This is a genomic window from Frankia sp. QA3, from assembly GCF_000262465.1.
Lineage (GTDB): Bacteria > Actinomycetota > Actinomycetes > Frankiales > Frankiaceae > Frankia.
Window position 1 is genome coordinate 6,155,996 of sequence record NZ_CM001489.1, and the last position, 16,187, is coordinate 6,172,182.

Below are 16,187 nucleotides of genomic sequence, written 5' to 3' on the forward strand. Positions count from 1 at the left end.
GGGTCCGGCGCGGGGGCCGCCGCGAACGGCTCGGGCGGCGCGACCGGCGCCGTCAACGGCTCCGGCGCGATCAGCGGCTCAGGCGGCGCGATCGGCTCAGGCCGGGCGAACGGCTCCGGCGCCGCGAGCGTTGCCGGTGGGTCAGGCACGGCGAACGGGGCTGCGGCCCACGCCGGCCCGGCCGAGACCTGGGTCTCGCCGCCGGCCACGACCACGCCCACCACGGGCTGGCGGCCGAGCGAGACCACGGTGGGCACCCCGTTCCTGACCGAGCCGGCCGACGCCGGAACCCGGCTGCCCGCAGGCGACCTCGACGAGTCCGACCCGCTGGTCGGGACGACCGTCCTGGTCGTGGACGACGACGTCCGCAACGTGTTCGCGCTCACGAGCGCCCTGGAGATGTATGGAATGCGGGTCCTCTACGCCGACAACGGCCACGATGCGATCCGCACCCTGCAGCAGGACACCGCGCCGGTGCACCTCGTGCTGATGGACGTCATGCTCCCCGGCATGGACGGCAACGAAACGACCTCGATGATCCGGGACATGCCCGCCTTCGCCGACCTGCCGATACTGGTGCTGACCGCGAAGGCCATGCCCGGGGACCGGGAGAAGAGCATCACCGCCGGCGCCACGGACTACATCACCAAGCCGGTGGATCTCGACCACCTCCTCGGGGTGATGCGGTCGTATCTGTATTGATCAGATCGCGTATGGTGCGCATTCGGGTGTCTATCGGTGGGGCGGTGAGATGCCGTCGGGAGCGATCAGCGATGGTGGTGGGGTGGCGACACCCACCATGGACCGGCAAGGCGATCGCGAAGGAGGAGGCAGGCGGGTGACCGAGCGGAGCGGCGGTTCCGTCGACGGCGAAGGCGGGCCGGCCACGGAACGACCCCGCAGCAAGATCCTTCTGGTCGACGACCGGGCCGACAATCTCATGGCGCTGGAGGCGATTCTCGCCTCACTGGATCAGGATCTTGTCACGGCGTCGTCGGGTGAGGAGGCGCTCAAACGCCTTCTCGTCGACGACTTCGCGGTGATCCTTCTGGACGTCCAGATGCCGGGGATGGATGGATTCGAGACGGCACATCGGATCAAGCAGCGAGGACGCACCCGAGACACCCCGATCATCTTTCTCACGGCGATCGATCGGGAGCCGCATCACGCGTTCCGCGGCTACGCTGTCGGTGCGGTCGATTACATTGCGAAGCCATTCGATCCGTGGTTGCTGCGGGCCAAGGTCAGTGTGTTCGTGGAGCTGTTCGAGAAGAACGAGCGGCTGTCCGAGCTGGTTCATCAGCGGGTCCGGGACTTCGATCTGATGACGGAGGTCGCCGAGCGGCTCATCGCGCTCGACGTCCTGCTGGAAGGCGGCGGCGGGAGTTCCGCCGAGGAGACGCTCGCGGCGGCCGGGGCCGAGGTGCGCGGGCTGGTCGCCCGGCTGCAGCCCTTCGCCCGCTCAAGCAACGCCTGACGGCATCCGTCCGCGTCATCCGGTCCGCCGCCGGCCCGCGGCGATGCCGTGCGCGCCGAGCGAGGTCGGTTCGGGCTGTGACCTCGGTGCGGGCTGTGACCTCGGTGCGGGCTGTGACCTCGGTTCGGGCTGTGACGTCGGTTCGGGCTGTGACCTCGGGGGGACGCGTGCCGTTGGGGTCGTGCGGCTGGCCGAGCCGGGATGTGGGGTGGCCCGCGGCGCCGGTCGGCCCGCGGTGGCCGGCTGGCGCCGGGCGCGATCGCGCTGGCGCCGCCGGATGACCGTGTCTGCGTGTAGTCGCGTCGCCGCGGAGCGGACCGGTCGGCCGGCACGTCCGGGCGGGTGCCGGGGGCGTGCATCGGGGTACCGAGGGTCCCCGACCGGGGGACCTCCGACCCGTGGCGGGCCGTTGTGTCGGTCACATCACACCGTCGCCGCGGGCGGCGACGGACCCGATCGGAGGCTCCGGCCTGTCCCCGACGCCTCACGCTTCGTCGTGTGAGCAGCTCCGAGCAGTGCCAGAGCAGCCGCGCCGCCGCATCGGACGGTCCGTTCCGGACCGCCCATTTCCCTGTGTCCCGGCTGACACCACGCCGCGACCGAATGGATGCCGTCCCCGCCTTCGCCCTGCGCCGATAGCATGCTTTTGTCGACCAGATCCGCCGGCGTGCCCGCACAGCCGGTTTGTGCAGCCGTAGGAGGTTTCGTCGTATGGCGATAGCCCGGCGCACTCCCTATGGCCTCGCCGGGCTGGATCCCGGGACTATCGGTCCGTATACGGTTGAACGGAAGCTGGTCGATGCCGGGACCGGCCCGGTGTTTCTTGCGCGTGACAATCTTGCGCGTCCCGTCCTCATCAAGCTGATCACCGCGCCGTTCGGCCGTGACGCGGAGTTCCGTCGGCGCCTGCGCATCGATCTTGATCATCTCCGGCGGTTGGGCCCGTTCTGCCTCGCCGCGGTCCTGGACCTGGATACGCTGGCCCGCCCTCCCTACGTGGTCGTCGAGTACATCGACGCGCCGACTCTCGCGGCCAGCGTCGAGGATGACGGTCCGTTGCACTGGGCGGACACCGCCCGGCTTGCCGTCGGGCTTGCGGCGGCACTGTCCGCGCTCCATGGAGAGGGAATTGTCTTCGGTGATTTGAAGCCGACAAATGTGGTGCTTTCCGAGCATGGGCTGCGGTTGGTCGACTTCGGTCTTGCTCGGGTGCTGAACGCGGTACCCGCCGACAATTCGGGCACTTCCGCGTCCGGCATCGGGACGCTCGCGTTCATCAGCCCGGAACAGGCTCTCGGGCAGGCGGTGACCGCCGCGTCCGACATCTTTACCTGGGGCGGCGTGCTGCTGTTCGCCGCGACTGGCCGTCCGCCGTTCGGCGCCGGCACGCCGCGTGCCCTGCTCCAGCGTGCCGTCTACGCCGAGCCCGATCTGTCCATGCTCGATCCCGAGCTACGCGAACTGGTCTCGGCGGCGATGCGCAAGGACCCCAAGCGCCGGCCCCGCGCTGTCGACCTGCTCGAGCACCTCATGGTGGGTGCCCCCGCGGATGACATGCGGGGTGCCTCCGAGCATGGCGTGGTGGCTCTGCCCGACGCCGACGCCGACGCCGACGCGCCGACGGTCCGGGCGACGGCGGTGACCGCCGGCCCGCTGCCCGCGGCCGGCCCGGTGACCGACGATCCGGTAAGCCCGCCGGCGGCTCGGGAGGATGGCGAGCCCGGGATCGCCTCGGAAACCCCGATCGAGGCGGCCGGCTCGGCGGCGGAGCCGGTCCCCGAGACGGCGGATCCAGCGGCCGCAGCGCTCTCCGAAGGCACTACGGCCCCAGCCCGGCCGGCTACGGAGCCGGAGCCCGCGCCGGAGCCGGAGCCGGACCCCGCGCCCGAGCCGGAGCCCGTAGCTGAGGCCGAGCCGGAGGCAGAGACCGAGCTGCGGGCCGAACTCGGTACCGGGAGTGATACGGCCGCTGGGGGCGAGGCCAACGAGCCGGACGCGCAGACGACCCGCGACCGCCTGCCCGTTCCTGCCTCGACCGACACCCCTACCAGAGCGGTGGCGAGGCCCGCGGACAACGGAATTTCGCCTGACGCGACGGCCTCGCCCGCCGGGACGTCGTCGCACCCCGCGAATACATCGCCTGCCGCGTCGACATCGCCTGCCGCATCGACATCGCCTGCCGTGGGCCCGGCCGGCCCGACCTCCTTATCCGGACCGGTCAGCCCTGGGCAGCCGTCCGGGGACGACACGGCCGGCTCAGGCGACTCAGGCGGCACGGACACCTCCGGTGGCGCCGGTGTCTCGGGCGCCGCCGGAATGCTCGGCGAGCAGGCGGGGGCGCGGGGAACTCCGGCGGCTGAGGCGACCACTGTGCTCGCGGCGGTGACGACCGCCCTGATCTTTCCTCAGGCCCTGCCCGCATCGTCCCCGTCTGCCCGGCAGCCCTCGGACGTCCGCCGGGCGCCCGCGGGGGAGCGGCGGACCGCTGTCCGACCGCCCCGGTCGGACAGCGTCGCAGGCGTGCCGGATCAACTCGGCCCGACGGATCGGGCCGGTCTGCCGACGGACCCTCCCAGCGAGGTGCCGTCGGACCCGGACGGTGCCGCGGACCGGCCGGCGCCGGCCGCCGGGGCGGGCGGATCGCCCCAGGACGCCGCGACCGGTGAGATCGGTGAGTCCCGCGCGACCGGCGGGGGCCGGGAGGATCCCGCGGCGCCGGCGCCGGAACACGGCCGGCCGGCCCGTGGCTGGCTGCGGCGCTTGTTCTCGATCGCCACGGCGACGTCGATGCTGGTCATCCCGGCGCTCGCGGTCCTGGACACGGTGCGTGACCGCGCCAGCTCGGCGACGTCCCGCGATGCCGCCGGGGCCGCGATCCGCCTGCTCGACCGGGAGCCGGACCTCGCCGGGCAGCTTGCCGTCGCCGCGTACCGGGTCCAGCCGACCGGGCTGGCCGGCCAGGCGCTGGTCGAGGCGAGTGTCCGGCAGATCGTCGCGTCGAACGGTGCCATCCGTGATCTGCGGCTCACCCCGGACGGCCGGTACCTGATCGCGGTCGGCGATGCCGGCGGGTCCGTGTGGGACATCGCCGATCCCGCTCGGGTACGCCGGGTCGGCGACCTGTCCGCGGACCCGCCGCCGACCGCCGCCGCCGACCGGAAACAGCGCGCGGCCGGCTCCGGCAGACGATCCGCCGGCACCACCCGGCGCGGTTTCAGCGCCGCCGAGCTCACCCCCGGCGACGCCGAGGCCGCCGATCGCGCCTCGCAGGCGGCTGGGGCGGCGCTGCGTGCCGTCACGGTCGTGGCGCGCCCGTCCGCCACCGCCCCGGCCCCGCAGACCGTCGTGACGGCCGGGGCGGACGGCGTGATCCGGCTATGGCAGCTGATCCCGCCGCGGATCGTGGACGACGGCGAGCTGGACCAGGTGCGCACCGCCGCCGCCGAGGTCGTGCCGCTCGTCGACCTGCGCGGGCATGCCGGCGCCGTGACGGCCGTCGCGGTCAGCACGGACGGCCGGACGCTGGCCTCGGCGGGGGTGGACCGGACGGTCCGGCTGTGGGACGTCGGCCGCCCACGCTCGCCGCGTGCCCTCGCCGTGCTGACCCGGCCGGCGGAAGTCACCAGCGTGGCCTTCACCCCCGACGGGCGTTCGCTCGTGCTCGGCGGCCCGGGTCGCCTCGGCGTCTGGGACGTCACCGATCCGCGGAACCTTCGAAGCCGCGCCGAGCGCACCGCCGCGGCCAACGTCCGGGCGATCGTCGTCAGCCCGGACGGCCGCTGGTTCGCGGCGACCACCACGACCTCCCGCGGCGCCCAGACGGAGATCTTCGGGCTCGGCGATCCGCGGGGTCTGCGCCGGTTCACGTCGATCGCGCCCGGACCGGCCCCGGCCGCCGCGCCGGATCCGCGCGGGGCCCTCGCGCTGTCCACGGACGGCCGGGTGCTCGCTGTCGGCGGCGCGGCTGGTCAGATCACGCTGTGGGACATGGCCTCGTCGCTGCGGCCGGTGCGCCGGGGCACTTTGCCGGTCGGCACCACCGCCGGTGCGACCACCCTCGGCCTCGCCGGGCCCGCCGGCACCCTGGCGGCCGCCGTCGGGGACAGCGTCCGGCTCTGGCAGCTTGATCTGCTCGCGGCCCAGGACGAGGTATGCGCCCGGGTCACCGACCGCATCGGCCGCGACCAGTGGCGCAGCCATCTCGGCCACCGGCGCTACGACCCGCCCTGCGGCTGACCCCACCAGGCGGCCGCGCGGCCGCGGCTACCGGCTGAAGTGCCGGGCCGCGCCGTAGCCGGGCCCCTGCTCGGGCCGGCCGGCCCGGGAGGTCCACCGCCACTGCACGGAGATGCGGGCGCCGACGTGCCCGTGCACCCGCGGCACCGCATGCAGCCAGTCGGCCTGGGCGCCACCGCCCAGCACTATCAGGTCGCCGCCGGCGGGGGACAGATCGCGCCCGCCCGGGGCGTGTGGGTCGTTGAGCAGCCGCCGGCCCGGCGGCAGGTGTCGCGACTTCACCAGGAACGGCCGCCGCGCGCCGAGGGTGAGGATGGCGATGATCGTGTCGTCCAGCCAGCGCATCTCGCGGTCGCGGTGGAAGCCGACGGAGTCGGAGCCGTCCCGGTACAGGGACATGCCGAACCCGTCGAACTCCACCCCGTAGGTGCGCCGCAGGGCCCGGTAGGCGTCCAGCAGGGCGGGGAAGGGCACCGTCCCGCCGCGGGGAACCCACGCGGTCAACCGTGGCTCGGTGACCTGGCGCTCGTAGCGCCACATGGTCCCCTGCCGCCAGGGCAGGCCCGTGCGCATCGCCTCGTACAGCTCGTCCGCGCCGCGCAGCCAGCCGCGGGTGACGTCGACCCAGGACCGCTCGTCCAGCCAGGTCCGATCCGAGCGCGCCGCCGGATCCACGGCGCCGGCGCCCGGCGGCAGGGACGCGCCGGTGCCCGGCGCCGCGGCGGGCCCGCCCGCGCGGCCGGCGCCCACTGCGGGTCGGGCGGCGTCCGTCACCCCGTCGACGCTACCCCGCGCCCACGACGGGGTCCGGGTGTGGGCCGATCGATGGTCACGAGGCGCCGCTGCCGTCACCGCGCGGCGTAACCTGCGAGATTCAGGAGGCTGTTCACGTGACGTTGACAGAGCCGGAATGACCGGCCGTTCCCCCGAGCCCGGCGTCGCCGTGGGCTCGGCCGTCGGCCCGCCGCCCACGGCCGGCGACGTCGCCACGGGTCTCGACCGGGACGTGCGCCGACTCACCGAGGTCGTCACCCGGCTGCGCCGGGTGCTGCGGACGAGCATCCGCACCGAGTACTCGTGGGAGTCCCTGCCAATGGCGCAGGTCGAGCTCCTGCAGTGCCTGGCCGAGAAGGACGGTACCCGCGTCGGTGAGCTCGCCGGGCGTCTGCGGCTCGCCCCCAACAGCGTCTCGACGCTGGTGCAGCAGCTCGCCGACGTCGGCTACCTGCACCGTGAGCGCGACCCCGCCGATCGGCGGGCGGCGCTGCTGCGGCTCACCCCGGCCGGGGCGGCGGCGCTGTCCGGCTGGCAGCGCGCCCATGAGCGACGCCTCGGCGCGGCCCTGGCCCGGCTGGTCGAGGCCGACCGGAGGGCCATCCTGGTCGCGCTGCCCGCGCTGTCGAACCTGGTGGAGGCGTTGGGCGATCGCGGCGAACCGACTGGGTGACCGGCGGGGAGCCGTCCACCGCAAAGCCGTCGGGCGGTCAGCCCTGCGCCGTCGGTGCGCGGACTCGCGCGCCCGCACTGCATCCAGGACTCCGGCCTGCCCCTGGCAGACCTGCAGGCTGAGCCGGCAGGCGCCCGGATCCGGCCCTCACGAGCGGACGAGCCGGGCGATCGCGGCGGATGCCTCCCGCAGCTTCTCGTCGGCGACGGGGCCGCCCTCCGCCGCGGCGTGGGCCACACAGTGCGCGAGATGGTCCTCCAGCAGGCCGAGAGCGACCGACTGCAGGGCTCGGGTTGCAGCCGAGACCTGGGTCAGGATGTCGATGCAGTACTTGTCCTCGGCGATCATGCGTTGCAGGCCGCGGACCTGCCCCTCGATCCGGCGCAACCGGGCGGTGTACTCGTCCTTGGTGTCGGTGTAGCCGTGCATCCGCCGCGCCTTCCCCCACGTTGACCAGTACCCCCCTACGGTACCTGTGAGGGTGCGGCGTCCGATCGTGTTCGGGCCAGATACGGGCGCCAGCCGCCGAGAGCGGTGATGTCCAGCGCGCCGTCCACCGCCGCCGACTCGCACAGGAAGCCCATGGTGGGGCCGCCCGCGAGGTCCAGGGTCCCGATCGCCAGCGGCGACGGTACCCCGAGCAGGAAGCCGCCGGCCGCGGCCAGCGGCAACCGCCACACCTCGGCATCGATGGCCGCGCCGTCGGTCTGCACCCGCAGCAGGCCGGGACGCCGCGGCTGCAGGCCGGGCAGTGCGTAGAGCCGGTACCGGGGCAGGGTGCGGTCGTGGCGCAGCAGCACCGCGCCGAGCCGGGTCAGTTCGCCGTTCAGTGGGAGCCCGCTCATGTGCGCGCCGACCACGGCGAGGTCGAGGAAGCCTGCCGGAGTTCCCGGCCGACCAGCCGCCGCGTCACCCCCCGATCGGTCCCGGCTCGCCGGCGCCGGCTCACCGCTCGGGCGAGGGATGGCGATCGGGACGGCCCGGGTGGGGCCCGCAGCCGGGACGGCTGCCGCGGTCGGGTCTGTCGAGGCCAGGTCCGCCGGGGCGGCTGCCTTGGTCGGGGCGGCTGGCCTGGTCTGGGGGAGCGCGGTGGTCTGGGTCGGCGCGGTGTTCGGGATGGTGGTGGTGCTCGGGGTGGTGGTGGTGCTCGGGGTGGTGGTGGCGGTCCGGGTGGTGACGGCAGGGCCCGACCGGGCCAGGGCGTGGCCGGTGGCCCCGAGGGGCAGGCCCGTCCGGGCGTGCAGGCTCGCGGCGATGTCCGCGAGGAACTCGTCCCGGCCCGCCGCGGCGATGAGGGTCAGCCCGTGCGGAAGCCCGTCGGCGAAGCCGACCGGGACCGCGACTGCGGCCAGATCGAGCAGGTTGACGAAGGTGGTGTACCGGCCGAGCCTGACGTTCAGGCCGATCGGATCGGCCTGGACGGCCTCGACCGGGTAGGTCGTGGGCACGGTCGGCAGGGCGAGCACGTCGATGTCCCGCCAGACCTCGTCGGCCTGGCGGCGCAGGGCACGCAGGCGGGACAGACCCCGGAACGTCTCGACCCCGGTGATCGACGCGCCCGGTTCGAGCACGGTGCGGATGACCGGATGCACGTCCTGCGGCCGGGCGGTCACGAACTCTCCCACCGAGGCGAACCGCTCCGCCAGCCAGGGCCCGCCGTACAGCAGCGCCCCGGCCGCCAGGAACGGTCCCAGATCGATTTCGACGGGCCGTCCGCCGGCACCGTGGATCAGCCGCAGCCCGTCCTCGTAGACCGATCGGGCCCCCCGGTCACCGAAGAAGGTCAGCTGCTCCGGCCCGGCCACCCCGACCCGTAGCCCGTGCGGGGGGCATGGCCAAGGACCGGTGTTACCGTCCGCCCCCCGCGCGGGTGGGAACACCGGAACCGGAACCGGAACCGGAGCCGGAACCGGGTCCGGGGCGGGCGCGGCGTCCGGCGGGGGCACGAGGGGCAGCCGGCGCGAGTAGGGGTCGGCGGCGTCATAGCCGTTCATGACCGACAGGGCCAGGCGCGCATCCGGCACGCTGAGGGCGAAGACGCTCAGACAGTCCAACGACCGGCAGGCCGGGACCAGGCCGCGGGTGCTCACCAGGCCGCGGGACGGCTTGAGCCCGACGACGTTGGTCAGCGCCGCCGGCACCCGGCCCGATCCGGCGGTGTCGGTACCGACCGCGAAGGTCACGAGGCCGACCGCGACCGCGACGCCGGAGCCGGAACTCGACCCGCCGGCGATCATGGTGGGGTCGAACGGTGAGACCGGGGTCCCGTACGGCGAGCGCACCCCGGACAGGCCGGTCGCGAACTGGTCGAGGTTCGTCTTACCGACGCAGACGGCCCCGGCGGCGAGCAGCGCGGCCACGGCCGGGGCGTCCTCGGTCGGCTCGTAGGCGAAGCCGGGGCAACCGGCCGTGGTGGGCAGTCCGGCGACGTCGATGTTGTCCTTGACGGCGAAGGGCAGTCCGAACAGGGCAGGCAGGTCCGGTGTCGCGCCCACCAGCCCGACCGGGGCATGGTCCGGCCCGCCCGCGCCGGCCGTGGTGCCGGCGGAGGCGACGGGGGCCGAGGGCGGTCCGAACAGGTCATCCCGGTGAGCGTCCAGGGCCGCGGCCCGAGCCAGCGCCTGCGCCCGGGGGAACCTTGAGATCCACACCGCGTCGTCCCCGCGGGCCTCGATCCGGTCATAGACGGCGGCGATCACCTCGGTCACCCGCAGACGACCGCTGCGGTACCCGGCCCGCAGCACCGCCGCCTGAAGGTCCGGGGCGGTGCTGGTCGGATCGGGGGAGACCTGGCCCGGGCCGAGGGCGGTGCGCACCGGTGGTTCGGGGGACTGCGTGGCCGGTTGGGGGGAGTGCGTGGCCGGTTCGGGGGAGGGAACGTCGATGACCATGGAGCGGGGCGGGGTCAGACGGCGACGGTGGCCGTGGTGACCGCCGTGCGCACCGCATCGGAGGTTGCCACCGCTCCGAAGACACCACCCTGCATCGTGACCATGTGCAGCGCGGCCGCGTGGTTGCCGGGATCCGTGGCCCCGGTGCAGTCCGACAGCAGCAGGCACTCGTACCCGCGGTCGTTGGCGTCCCGCATCGTCGTGTGGACGCACACGTCGGTGGTGATGCCGGTGAGGATGATGTGGGTGATGCCGTGCCGGCGCAGCACGAGGTCCAGGTCGGTCGCGTAGAACGAGCCCTTGCCCGGCTTGTCGATCACGATCTCGCCCGGCAGCGGCTCGACCTCGGGCACGATCTCCCAGCCGGGCTCGCCGCGGGTGAGGATCCGCCCGCGCGGGCCCCGGTCCCCGATGCCCGCGCCGATCTGCTTCGAGCGCCACAGCTTGTTCGGCGGGCAGTCCGACAGATCCGGGCGATGCCCCTCCCGGGTATGCACGATGAGGAAGCCCAGGGGGCGCAGCACGGCCAGCAGCGCCGCCGTCGGGGCGAGGCCGGCCCGGGTCAGCGCGAGGTCGTAGCCCATCGCGTCCACGTAGCCACCCGGACCGCAGAAGTCGACCTGCCAGTCGATGTTGATGACGGCGGTTGTCGCCGGGCTGAACGAACCGTCGTAGGGCCAGGCGTAGGGCTTCGCGACGACCGGTCCGATCCGCAGGTCCCCGGCGGCGGCCAACCGGTCCGGATTCGGCGGGGGCGGGCCAGCCGTGACGGCGGGCCGGACCGCGCCGACGGGGGCTTCGGTGCCCCGACCGGTGAGGGCTGAGGTTGCGGTGGTCATGACGGTCCTCCTCGTGCGAGCCGACGATGATCGGTCGTGCTGGTGGGCGTCTGCCGGGTCCGCGGTCAGCTCCTGATCCCCGATGCGCGGCTGCGGTTCAGTACCATCTGGGTGATCGCCCGGGCCGCCCGCTTCTCGACGACGTCCATGGACTCGCCGACGTGCTGGCGCAGGGCGACCACGCTGCCCTCGAGATCGCCGGCGAGCACCCTCTCGACGATCCCGAGATGTTGGGCGATCGTCAGATGAACCCGGTCGGCCGTGACGAAGTCATGCATCCGAACGGGGCGGATCCGGGCATTTATTGCATCCAACATATGTGCGAGTTCGACGTTTCCCGACGCGCGACTGAGGGTGATGTGGAAATCCTCGTCCAGGGCGACGAAAGCGGGATCGGGGGCAGGCTGATCGTCCCGCAGCGCGCGCCAGGCATCCCGCAGCGGCTCCAACAGGGCCGGGTCGTGTGCAGTGCCGGACTCCACCGCGCGCTGCAGCCCGCGCAGCTCCAGCGTGACCCGGATCTCGTAGAGGTCGCGCAGGGAGCCGAGGTCGGGCTCGGCCGGGTAGTAGCCGCCGTCCGGCCGCTTCTCCACCAGGCCGTCGCCGGCCAGCCGGGTCAGGGCCTCCCGGACCGGGGTACGCGACACTCCGAGCAGGGCCGCGAGGCGTTCCTCGGCGAGCCGGTCCCGGAAGGAGAACTCCCCGGACATCAGCCGTCGACGCAGCGCGACATAGGCCTGGTCGCGGAGGTTGCCGGCGGCGGAGGACTTCGGGGTCGGCGACGGTGTCATGCAGCCGAGCATCCGACATCGACGTCGACGGTGCGCCACCCCCCTCGGCCGGGCCGCCGCCGGGCAACGCTCGGCGCCCGTCCACGGACGGCCACCCGAGCCGATCGTGACAGGATTTCCGCGCCTGTTGCATACTGCGCTGTATACAGCGTCGTGTACATGCATTGGACGGTAAGGATTCGAATGTTTCCGATCAATGCGCTCGTTGTTACTTTCCTGCGACGAGGATTGCGGACGCGTTAACGGCCGTCCGTGAACGGCTCGGGACGGCGGGCGGGACGGCGGGCGGGACGGAGGGTGGCGCGGTGGTGAACGTCGGGACGGTTGACGAGACGGAGGGGGCCGCGGTGCCGGGAAGGATGACGACCCGGGTGGCTGGGTCTGCTGAAGCGGCCGGTGCGGCTGGGGCGGCGGTGCCACCCGTCGTGCTGGTGCATGGCACGGCGACGACCGGGGCGGTGTGGCGGCATGTACGCCGAGAGCTCGGCGACCGGCCGGTCCAGGCCCCGGACCGGCCGTCCACCGGGAGCCTGGCGGCGGAGCTGGCGGCGCTGCGGCCGCTGCTCGACGGCACCGTCTACGGCGGGGTGAGCGGCGGTGCCACGCTGGGCTTGGCGTTCCTGGCCGCGGGCGTGCCCCTGGCGGGCGCCGTGCTGCACGAGCCGGCGGTGGGGTCGCTGCTGCCCGGCCTGCTCGCGCCGATGGCCGCCGCGTTCGCGCAGGGCGGCGTGATCCCCTTCGCCCGCGCGCTGTACGGGCCCGCGTGGAGCCCCGCCGACGCCCCGGCCGACCCGGACGCGGTCGAACGAGACCTGGCGATGTTCCTGGACTTCGAGCCGCGGTCCCTGCCCGCGCGGATCTGTCCGACGATCATCACGGTGGGGGCGGACTCGCCGCCCGTGCGGCATCGCGCCGCGCTGCTCCTGCGGGAGGAGCTGGGGCTGGCGGTCCGCGTCGTGCCCGGCTGCGGACACGCCGCCCACCTGGAGGCGCCGGCCGCCTTCGCTCGTCTGCTTGAGGGGGTCCACCTCGGCTCCAGGGACCGCTCGGCGCCTGGTTCCCGCGGGGATTCCGGTCCTGACCACGGATTGCGCGTGCCGGGCACGGGCGCAACCGAGTAAACCGTGCCATGGCACCCGCAATTCGCCGCACCTGGTGCGGGTGCCGGCCCGGGCGCCCAGGCTTACCTGCCGGTAGACGTATTGCGCCGGGAAAGTCGGGCGCGCGGCTTTCCGCCCCCGCGGCCCGCGGGGGGGCCGGCGGTGTCCTCGCAGATCAGCGCTCGACGTGGTGTGGCGGAAGATCGGCGAGGAGTCGCTCGATGTCCGGATCGTCTTCCTCGGACAATGACTCGTCGCCCCATCCGATCTCCCGTTCGTCGTCGAACGAGTCGTCGTCGCGCGGCTCAGTGGCACCCATGATCTTCCCCTCGTGTGGCGCGGCTTGTTCGTCGGCACGGTCCCGGTCCGGCGATCGCGGCTGGGGCGGCAGTTCGCTGGTGAATCGATTGCCGACGGGATGGGACTGTGTCCGGCGGACGGGTTAGGTACGGGCCGTTCTTCGGCGCGGCGGCCGGGCCGGTCAACTGCCTGGGCCGGCTACCTGCAATGCCGCCACCGGGCGGCGAGCGGCCGGTGAACCGGGCAGGATGGTGCCTACCCGGTTCGCCGGCCGCGCGCCGAATGGTCAATCTACGCCGCCGGAACCACCGCGATCGGCCGGCGGCGTGGTCAGGGCGTGCCCGATGACCTCGATGACGAGCCGCAGGGTGGCCCGGCTGCCCGCCAGGAACGCGTCCGTCTCCCGCTGGGACCACGCGGAAGCGACGATCCCGGGCTCCGGCGTCCGGACGCCAAGGACCGCCCGGATGGACGCCCGGTACCGGCTCACCGTGATCGGCGGATCCCCGATCGGATCCTCGTCGTAGTCCTCGTCCCGGTCTAACAGGGCCCCGACCTCATCGGCGCGGCGTGGCGTGGGGGGCATCGGTTTCCTCCTCCGTAAATTTGCTACGCAGCAAAATAGACCCTAGCGAGGTTCTTGGGGAAGAGCAAAGTGGTTACGATGTTCCGCGTGGACGACGGTGAGCAGTTGGTCGGCATCGGGGACATCGCGTTCCAACTCAAGATCACTCGCCAGGCGGTGGACTACTGGACGCGCAAGGACTCCCGGTTTCCGGCACCCTTGCAGGTCATCAACGCGCCGACGGGTAGCGGTGCCAAAGGCACCCGAGTTTGGCGCAAGCGAGAGGTAGACGCCTGGATCGTGGAGCACTATCGACGCCGCAAACAGTAGGCGGTGTGTCTGGTACGGCGGTGCGGGCGCGCGATCCGATCCGGATCGGCGCCCGCCGCCGCCGTCGGCCTCGTCGGCGCATGCCGTCCGGAGGCGAACGGAAATGCCTGGCAGCCGTGCTGAATCGCACTATCAGCGCATTTCGGGGAGCTGCACGAAACGGAACGTCCGCTCCCATCCCGGCCCACCGGTGAGCGGTGCTCCGACCTGAGCGCAGCGCCGGTCACCGGTTACCGGTTACCGGTTACCACTGTGGGGATGGCCAGCCCGCCGGCGCGGACTCCTGCCCGGTCACTCCTGGCCGGCCCGCCCGGCCGCGGGACTGCGATCGTCGCGTCCCGTCGCGGCCTCATCGTGAGCCGGGGCCGGTCGAGGTGCCGTCCCGTCCTGGCCGCGGCCAGGACGCGGCCCGTGCGGGAACAGCCCCGTCCTGGCCGCGTGGGGTGTTGCGCCTGGCCGCGTGGGGTGTTGCGGTGCGCCGGGGTACGCCTCCGGGGCCGGGAAAAGCGTGCGTGGCGTACCGCAGTGCGCCGAGCGCACCGCAACGGGTTCCGGGGGCCGGTCGAGGTGCCGGCCGCGGGTGCGCCTCGCAGAGGTGGGCGAGGGCGGCCCGGTCATGCCGAAGGCGTCCAGGGCGGCGAGTGCCCGGACGCCTTCGGCAGATGGTGAACGTGCTTCGGTCGGTCAGGCCGCCGCGGTGCTGGAGGCCGTGCTCGACGTCGATGCCGACGAGGACGAGCCGCTGCCCGCCGTGGCGGCCGACGACGAGTCGGAGCTGGCGGTGGACGACGAGTCGCTTCCGCCGGCGGAGCTGCTGGCGTTGGAGCTCGTGGCGTCCGCGGTGTCCTTCGGGCGGTGCTGCGTGGAACCGCCGGAGGAGCTTGACCGGCTGTCGTTCTTGTAGAAGCCGCTGCCCTTGAACACCACGCCCACCGAACCGAACACTTTACGAAGTCGTCCGGCGCAGGTCGGGCACTCCGTCAGTGACGCGTCGCTGAAGCTTTGCACGACTTCAAGGTCACGTCCGCAGTCGGTGCAGCGGTACTGGTAGGTAGGCACGTACTCCTCCCGGAGTTGGCACTCAGAAGTGGCGACTGCCAACTTTAGCTCGTGGACGGCCCCGGATGTTCCCGGGTGCCGTCAGTCGGTTCGCACCGTAGCGTACGGCTCGGCGTAACAATGATCTTCACGCTGCGATCATGCTCCTCCGTGGGGACGAGATCGAGCAGCTCCTGGTCGTACAGCACGGCGATCACCGGGACGTCGGGCGCGACCCGGCGCAGCGCGCGGTCGTAGGAGCCACCCCCCCGGCCGAGCCGCCGTCCCGCCCGGTCGACGGCGACCGCAGGGATGATCACGGCGTCGGCCCGGGACAGGTCCCCGAGCGGTGCCGCCGCGGGTGGTTCCCGGGTGCCCATGGCGCCCGGGACCAGCGTGCCGACGTGTTCGCGGAAGTCCAGGTCGAGATCGGCACGCAGCACCGGCAGCAGCACCCGGGTACCCCGGGCGAGCAGTCGGGCGAGCAGATCGGCGAGATCGGGCTCGCCGGGCAGCCCCACGTAGGCCGCGACGCAGTGGGCGTCGCCGACCTCGGGGATCTGCAGGATCCGGGTCGCCAGCACCGCCGTGTCCGTCGGTGACCAGGGCTCGTGGCGCAGAGCCAGGGAGGCCTGCCGCTGGGCCAGCAGTCGCGCGCGCAGCCTTTGCTTGGCGGCGTCCGTCGGCGGCTGCGGCCCGGACTGGGCGCCCGGCGGGCCGGCGGGTCCGCCGCCGGCTGATCCGGCTGATCCGGCTGATCCGGCTGATTTGGCTGATCCGGTCGCGGCGTCACCACCCGATCCGAGCGCCGCGCCGGCCATCGTCCGGGAGCGCGGACGGACCGTCGGCTCGGCGGCGAGCATCTCCCGATGCCGATCGGGTGGTGGGTGGTTTCCCTGCACGTTGACAGCCTCCCGCAGGTCGGCGCCGCAGGAGCGGTTGCCGGGGACTCTGACCTCGGATGATGCCGTGGAGTCGCCCAGAGGAGGGGGTTACCGGCCCGCGCGGCCACGGTGGGTCACACCCCGGACCGCCGTCGCGGCCGCCGCGGGGGCTCCACGGTCCGCGGACGGGGCGCGCGGATTGCTGCGAGCGGGTCGTCCGGGCCGTGGGAGTCGTGGGCGGCGGGTGGGCCGGGTGGGCGCCCGGCGCGCGGGGCCGGCGGCGCCATGG

The 16,187-nt window shown here is 73.4% G+C and carries 15 protein-coding genes; 6 read left to right on the forward strand and 9 right to left on the reverse strand.

The window, feature by feature from the left end:
- The 3 genes from FRAQA3DRAFT_RS37670 to FRAQA3DRAFT_RS25210 all read left to right on the forward strand — a co-directional run.
- The coding region (locus FRAQA3DRAFT_RS37670) for a response regulator (RefSeq protein ID WP_009741875.1) at positions 1-702 on the forward strand (702 nt) is incomplete at its 5' end.
- Positions 703-838: 136 nt separating this feature from the next.
- Positions 839-1,477, forward strand: coding sequence for a two-component system response regulator (locus tag FRAQA3DRAFT_RS25205; protein ID WP_035921478.1), 639 nt, complete (start codon positions 839-841; stop codon positions 1,475-1,477).
- 816 nt (positions 1,478-2,293) lie between these two features.
- On the forward strand, positions 2,294-5,713 hold the full coding sequence (locus tag FRAQA3DRAFT_RS25210; RefSeq protein WP_198286973.1) for a serine/threonine-protein kinase: 3,420 nt from the start codon (positions 2,294-2,296) through the stop codon (positions 5,711-5,713).
- A gap of 27 nt (positions 5,714-5,740) precedes the next feature.
- Here the strand turns inward: FRAQA3DRAFT_RS25210 and FRAQA3DRAFT_RS25215 are convergent, their stop codons facing one another.
- Positions 5,741-6,565 (reverse strand): alpha-ketoglutarate-dependent dioxygenase AlkB, encoded by an 825-nt coding sequence (locus FRAQA3DRAFT_RS25215; protein ID WP_009741878.1) that lies wholly within the window; start codon positions 6,563-6,565, stop codon positions 5,741-5,743.
- A 58-nt stretch (positions 6,566-6,623) separates the two neighbouring features.
- On the opposite strand from FRAQA3DRAFT_RS25215, the gene FRAQA3DRAFT_RS25220 reads away from it, so the two are divergent.
- Positions 6,624-7,160, forward strand: coding sequence for a MarR family winged helix-turn-helix transcriptional regulator (locus FRAQA3DRAFT_RS25220; protein WP_009741879.1), 537 nt, complete (start codon positions 6,624-6,626; stop codon positions 7,158-7,160).
- Between the two features lie 147 nt (positions 7,161-7,307).
- Here the strand turns inward: FRAQA3DRAFT_RS25220 and FRAQA3DRAFT_RS25225 are convergent, their stop codons facing one another.
- The 4 genes from FRAQA3DRAFT_RS25225 to FRAQA3DRAFT_RS25240 form a co-directional block, all read right to left on the reverse strand.
- Complete coding sequence (locus FRAQA3DRAFT_RS25225; protein ID WP_009741880.1) at positions 7,308-7,589, reverse strand: metal-sensitive transcriptional regulator; 282 nt, start codon at positions 7,587-7,589, stop codon at positions 7,308-7,310.
- Positions 7,590-7,624: 35 nt separating this feature from the next.
- Positions 7,625-10,051: an allophanate hydrolase gene (locus tag FRAQA3DRAFT_RS25230; protein ID WP_009741881.1), complete on the reverse strand. Its 2,427-nt coding sequence runs from the start codon at positions 10,049-10,051 to the stop codon at positions 7,625-7,627.
- A gap of 14 nt (positions 10,052-10,065) precedes the next feature.
- Positions 10,066-10,890 (reverse strand): cysteine hydrolase family protein, encoded by an 825-nt coding sequence (locus FRAQA3DRAFT_RS25235; protein ID WP_009741882.1) that lies wholly within the window; start codon positions 10,888-10,890, stop codon positions 10,066-10,068.
- A gap of 65 nt (positions 10,891-10,955) precedes the next feature.
- Positions 10,956-11,681: a GntR family transcriptional regulator gene (locus FRAQA3DRAFT_RS25240; protein WP_009741883.1), complete on the reverse strand. Its 726-nt coding sequence runs from the start codon at positions 11,679-11,681 to the stop codon at positions 10,956-10,958.
- A 359-nt stretch (positions 11,682-12,040) separates the two neighbouring features.
- On the opposite strand from FRAQA3DRAFT_RS25240, the gene FRAQA3DRAFT_RS25245 reads away from it, so the two are divergent.
- Positions 12,041-12,802, forward strand: coding sequence for an alpha/beta fold hydrolase (locus tag FRAQA3DRAFT_RS25245; protein WP_051054639.1), 762 nt, complete (start codon positions 12,041-12,043; stop codon positions 12,800-12,802).
- 154 nt (positions 12,803-12,956) lie between these two features.
- Here FRAQA3DRAFT_RS25245 and FRAQA3DRAFT_RS36330 read toward each other — a convergent pair whose 3' ends face one another.
- Together FRAQA3DRAFT_RS36330 and FRAQA3DRAFT_RS25250 are read right to left on the reverse strand one after the other, a co-directional pair.
- Positions 12,957-13,100, reverse strand: a complete 144-nt coding sequence (locus FRAQA3DRAFT_RS36330) for a hypothetical protein (RefSeq protein WP_009741885.1) — start codon at positions 13,098-13,100, stop codon at positions 12,957-12,959.
- Positions 13,101-13,367: 267 nt separating this feature from the next.
- Positions 13,368-13,667 carry a hypothetical protein gene (locus FRAQA3DRAFT_RS25250; RefSeq protein ID WP_009741886.1) on the reverse strand — a complete coding sequence of 100 codons (300 nt, stop codon included), beginning with the start codon at positions 13,665-13,667 and terminating at the stop codon, positions 13,368-13,370.
- Positions 13,668-13,745: 78 nt separating this feature from the next.
- Here FRAQA3DRAFT_RS25250 and FRAQA3DRAFT_RS25255 point away from each other — a divergent pair, with 78 nt between their 5' ends.
- Entirely contained in the window at positions 13,746-13,976 is a 231-nt protein-coding gene (locus FRAQA3DRAFT_RS25255; protein WP_173402713.1) for a hypothetical protein, read from the forward strand.
- A 684-nt stretch (positions 13,977-14,660) separates the two neighbouring features.
- On the opposite strand, the gene FRAQA3DRAFT_RS38960 is transcribed toward FRAQA3DRAFT_RS25255, so the two are convergent.
- Both FRAQA3DRAFT_RS38960 and FRAQA3DRAFT_RS25265 read right to left on the reverse strand, forming a co-directional pair.
- The gene (locus FRAQA3DRAFT_RS38960; protein ID WP_083873676.1) at positions 14,661-15,035 is read right to left on the reverse strand and encodes an FmdB family zinc ribbon protein; all 375 of its coding nucleotides are present in this window, start codon (positions 15,033-15,035) and stop codon (positions 14,661-14,663) included.
- Between the two features lie 44 nt (positions 15,036-15,079).
- Complete coding sequence (locus tag FRAQA3DRAFT_RS25265; RefSeq protein ID WP_009741889.1) at positions 15,080-15,916, reverse strand: 5-formyltetrahydrofolate cyclo-ligase; 837 nt, start codon at positions 15,914-15,916, stop codon at positions 15,080-15,082.
- Positions 15,917-16,187 lie beyond the last annotated feature (271 nt).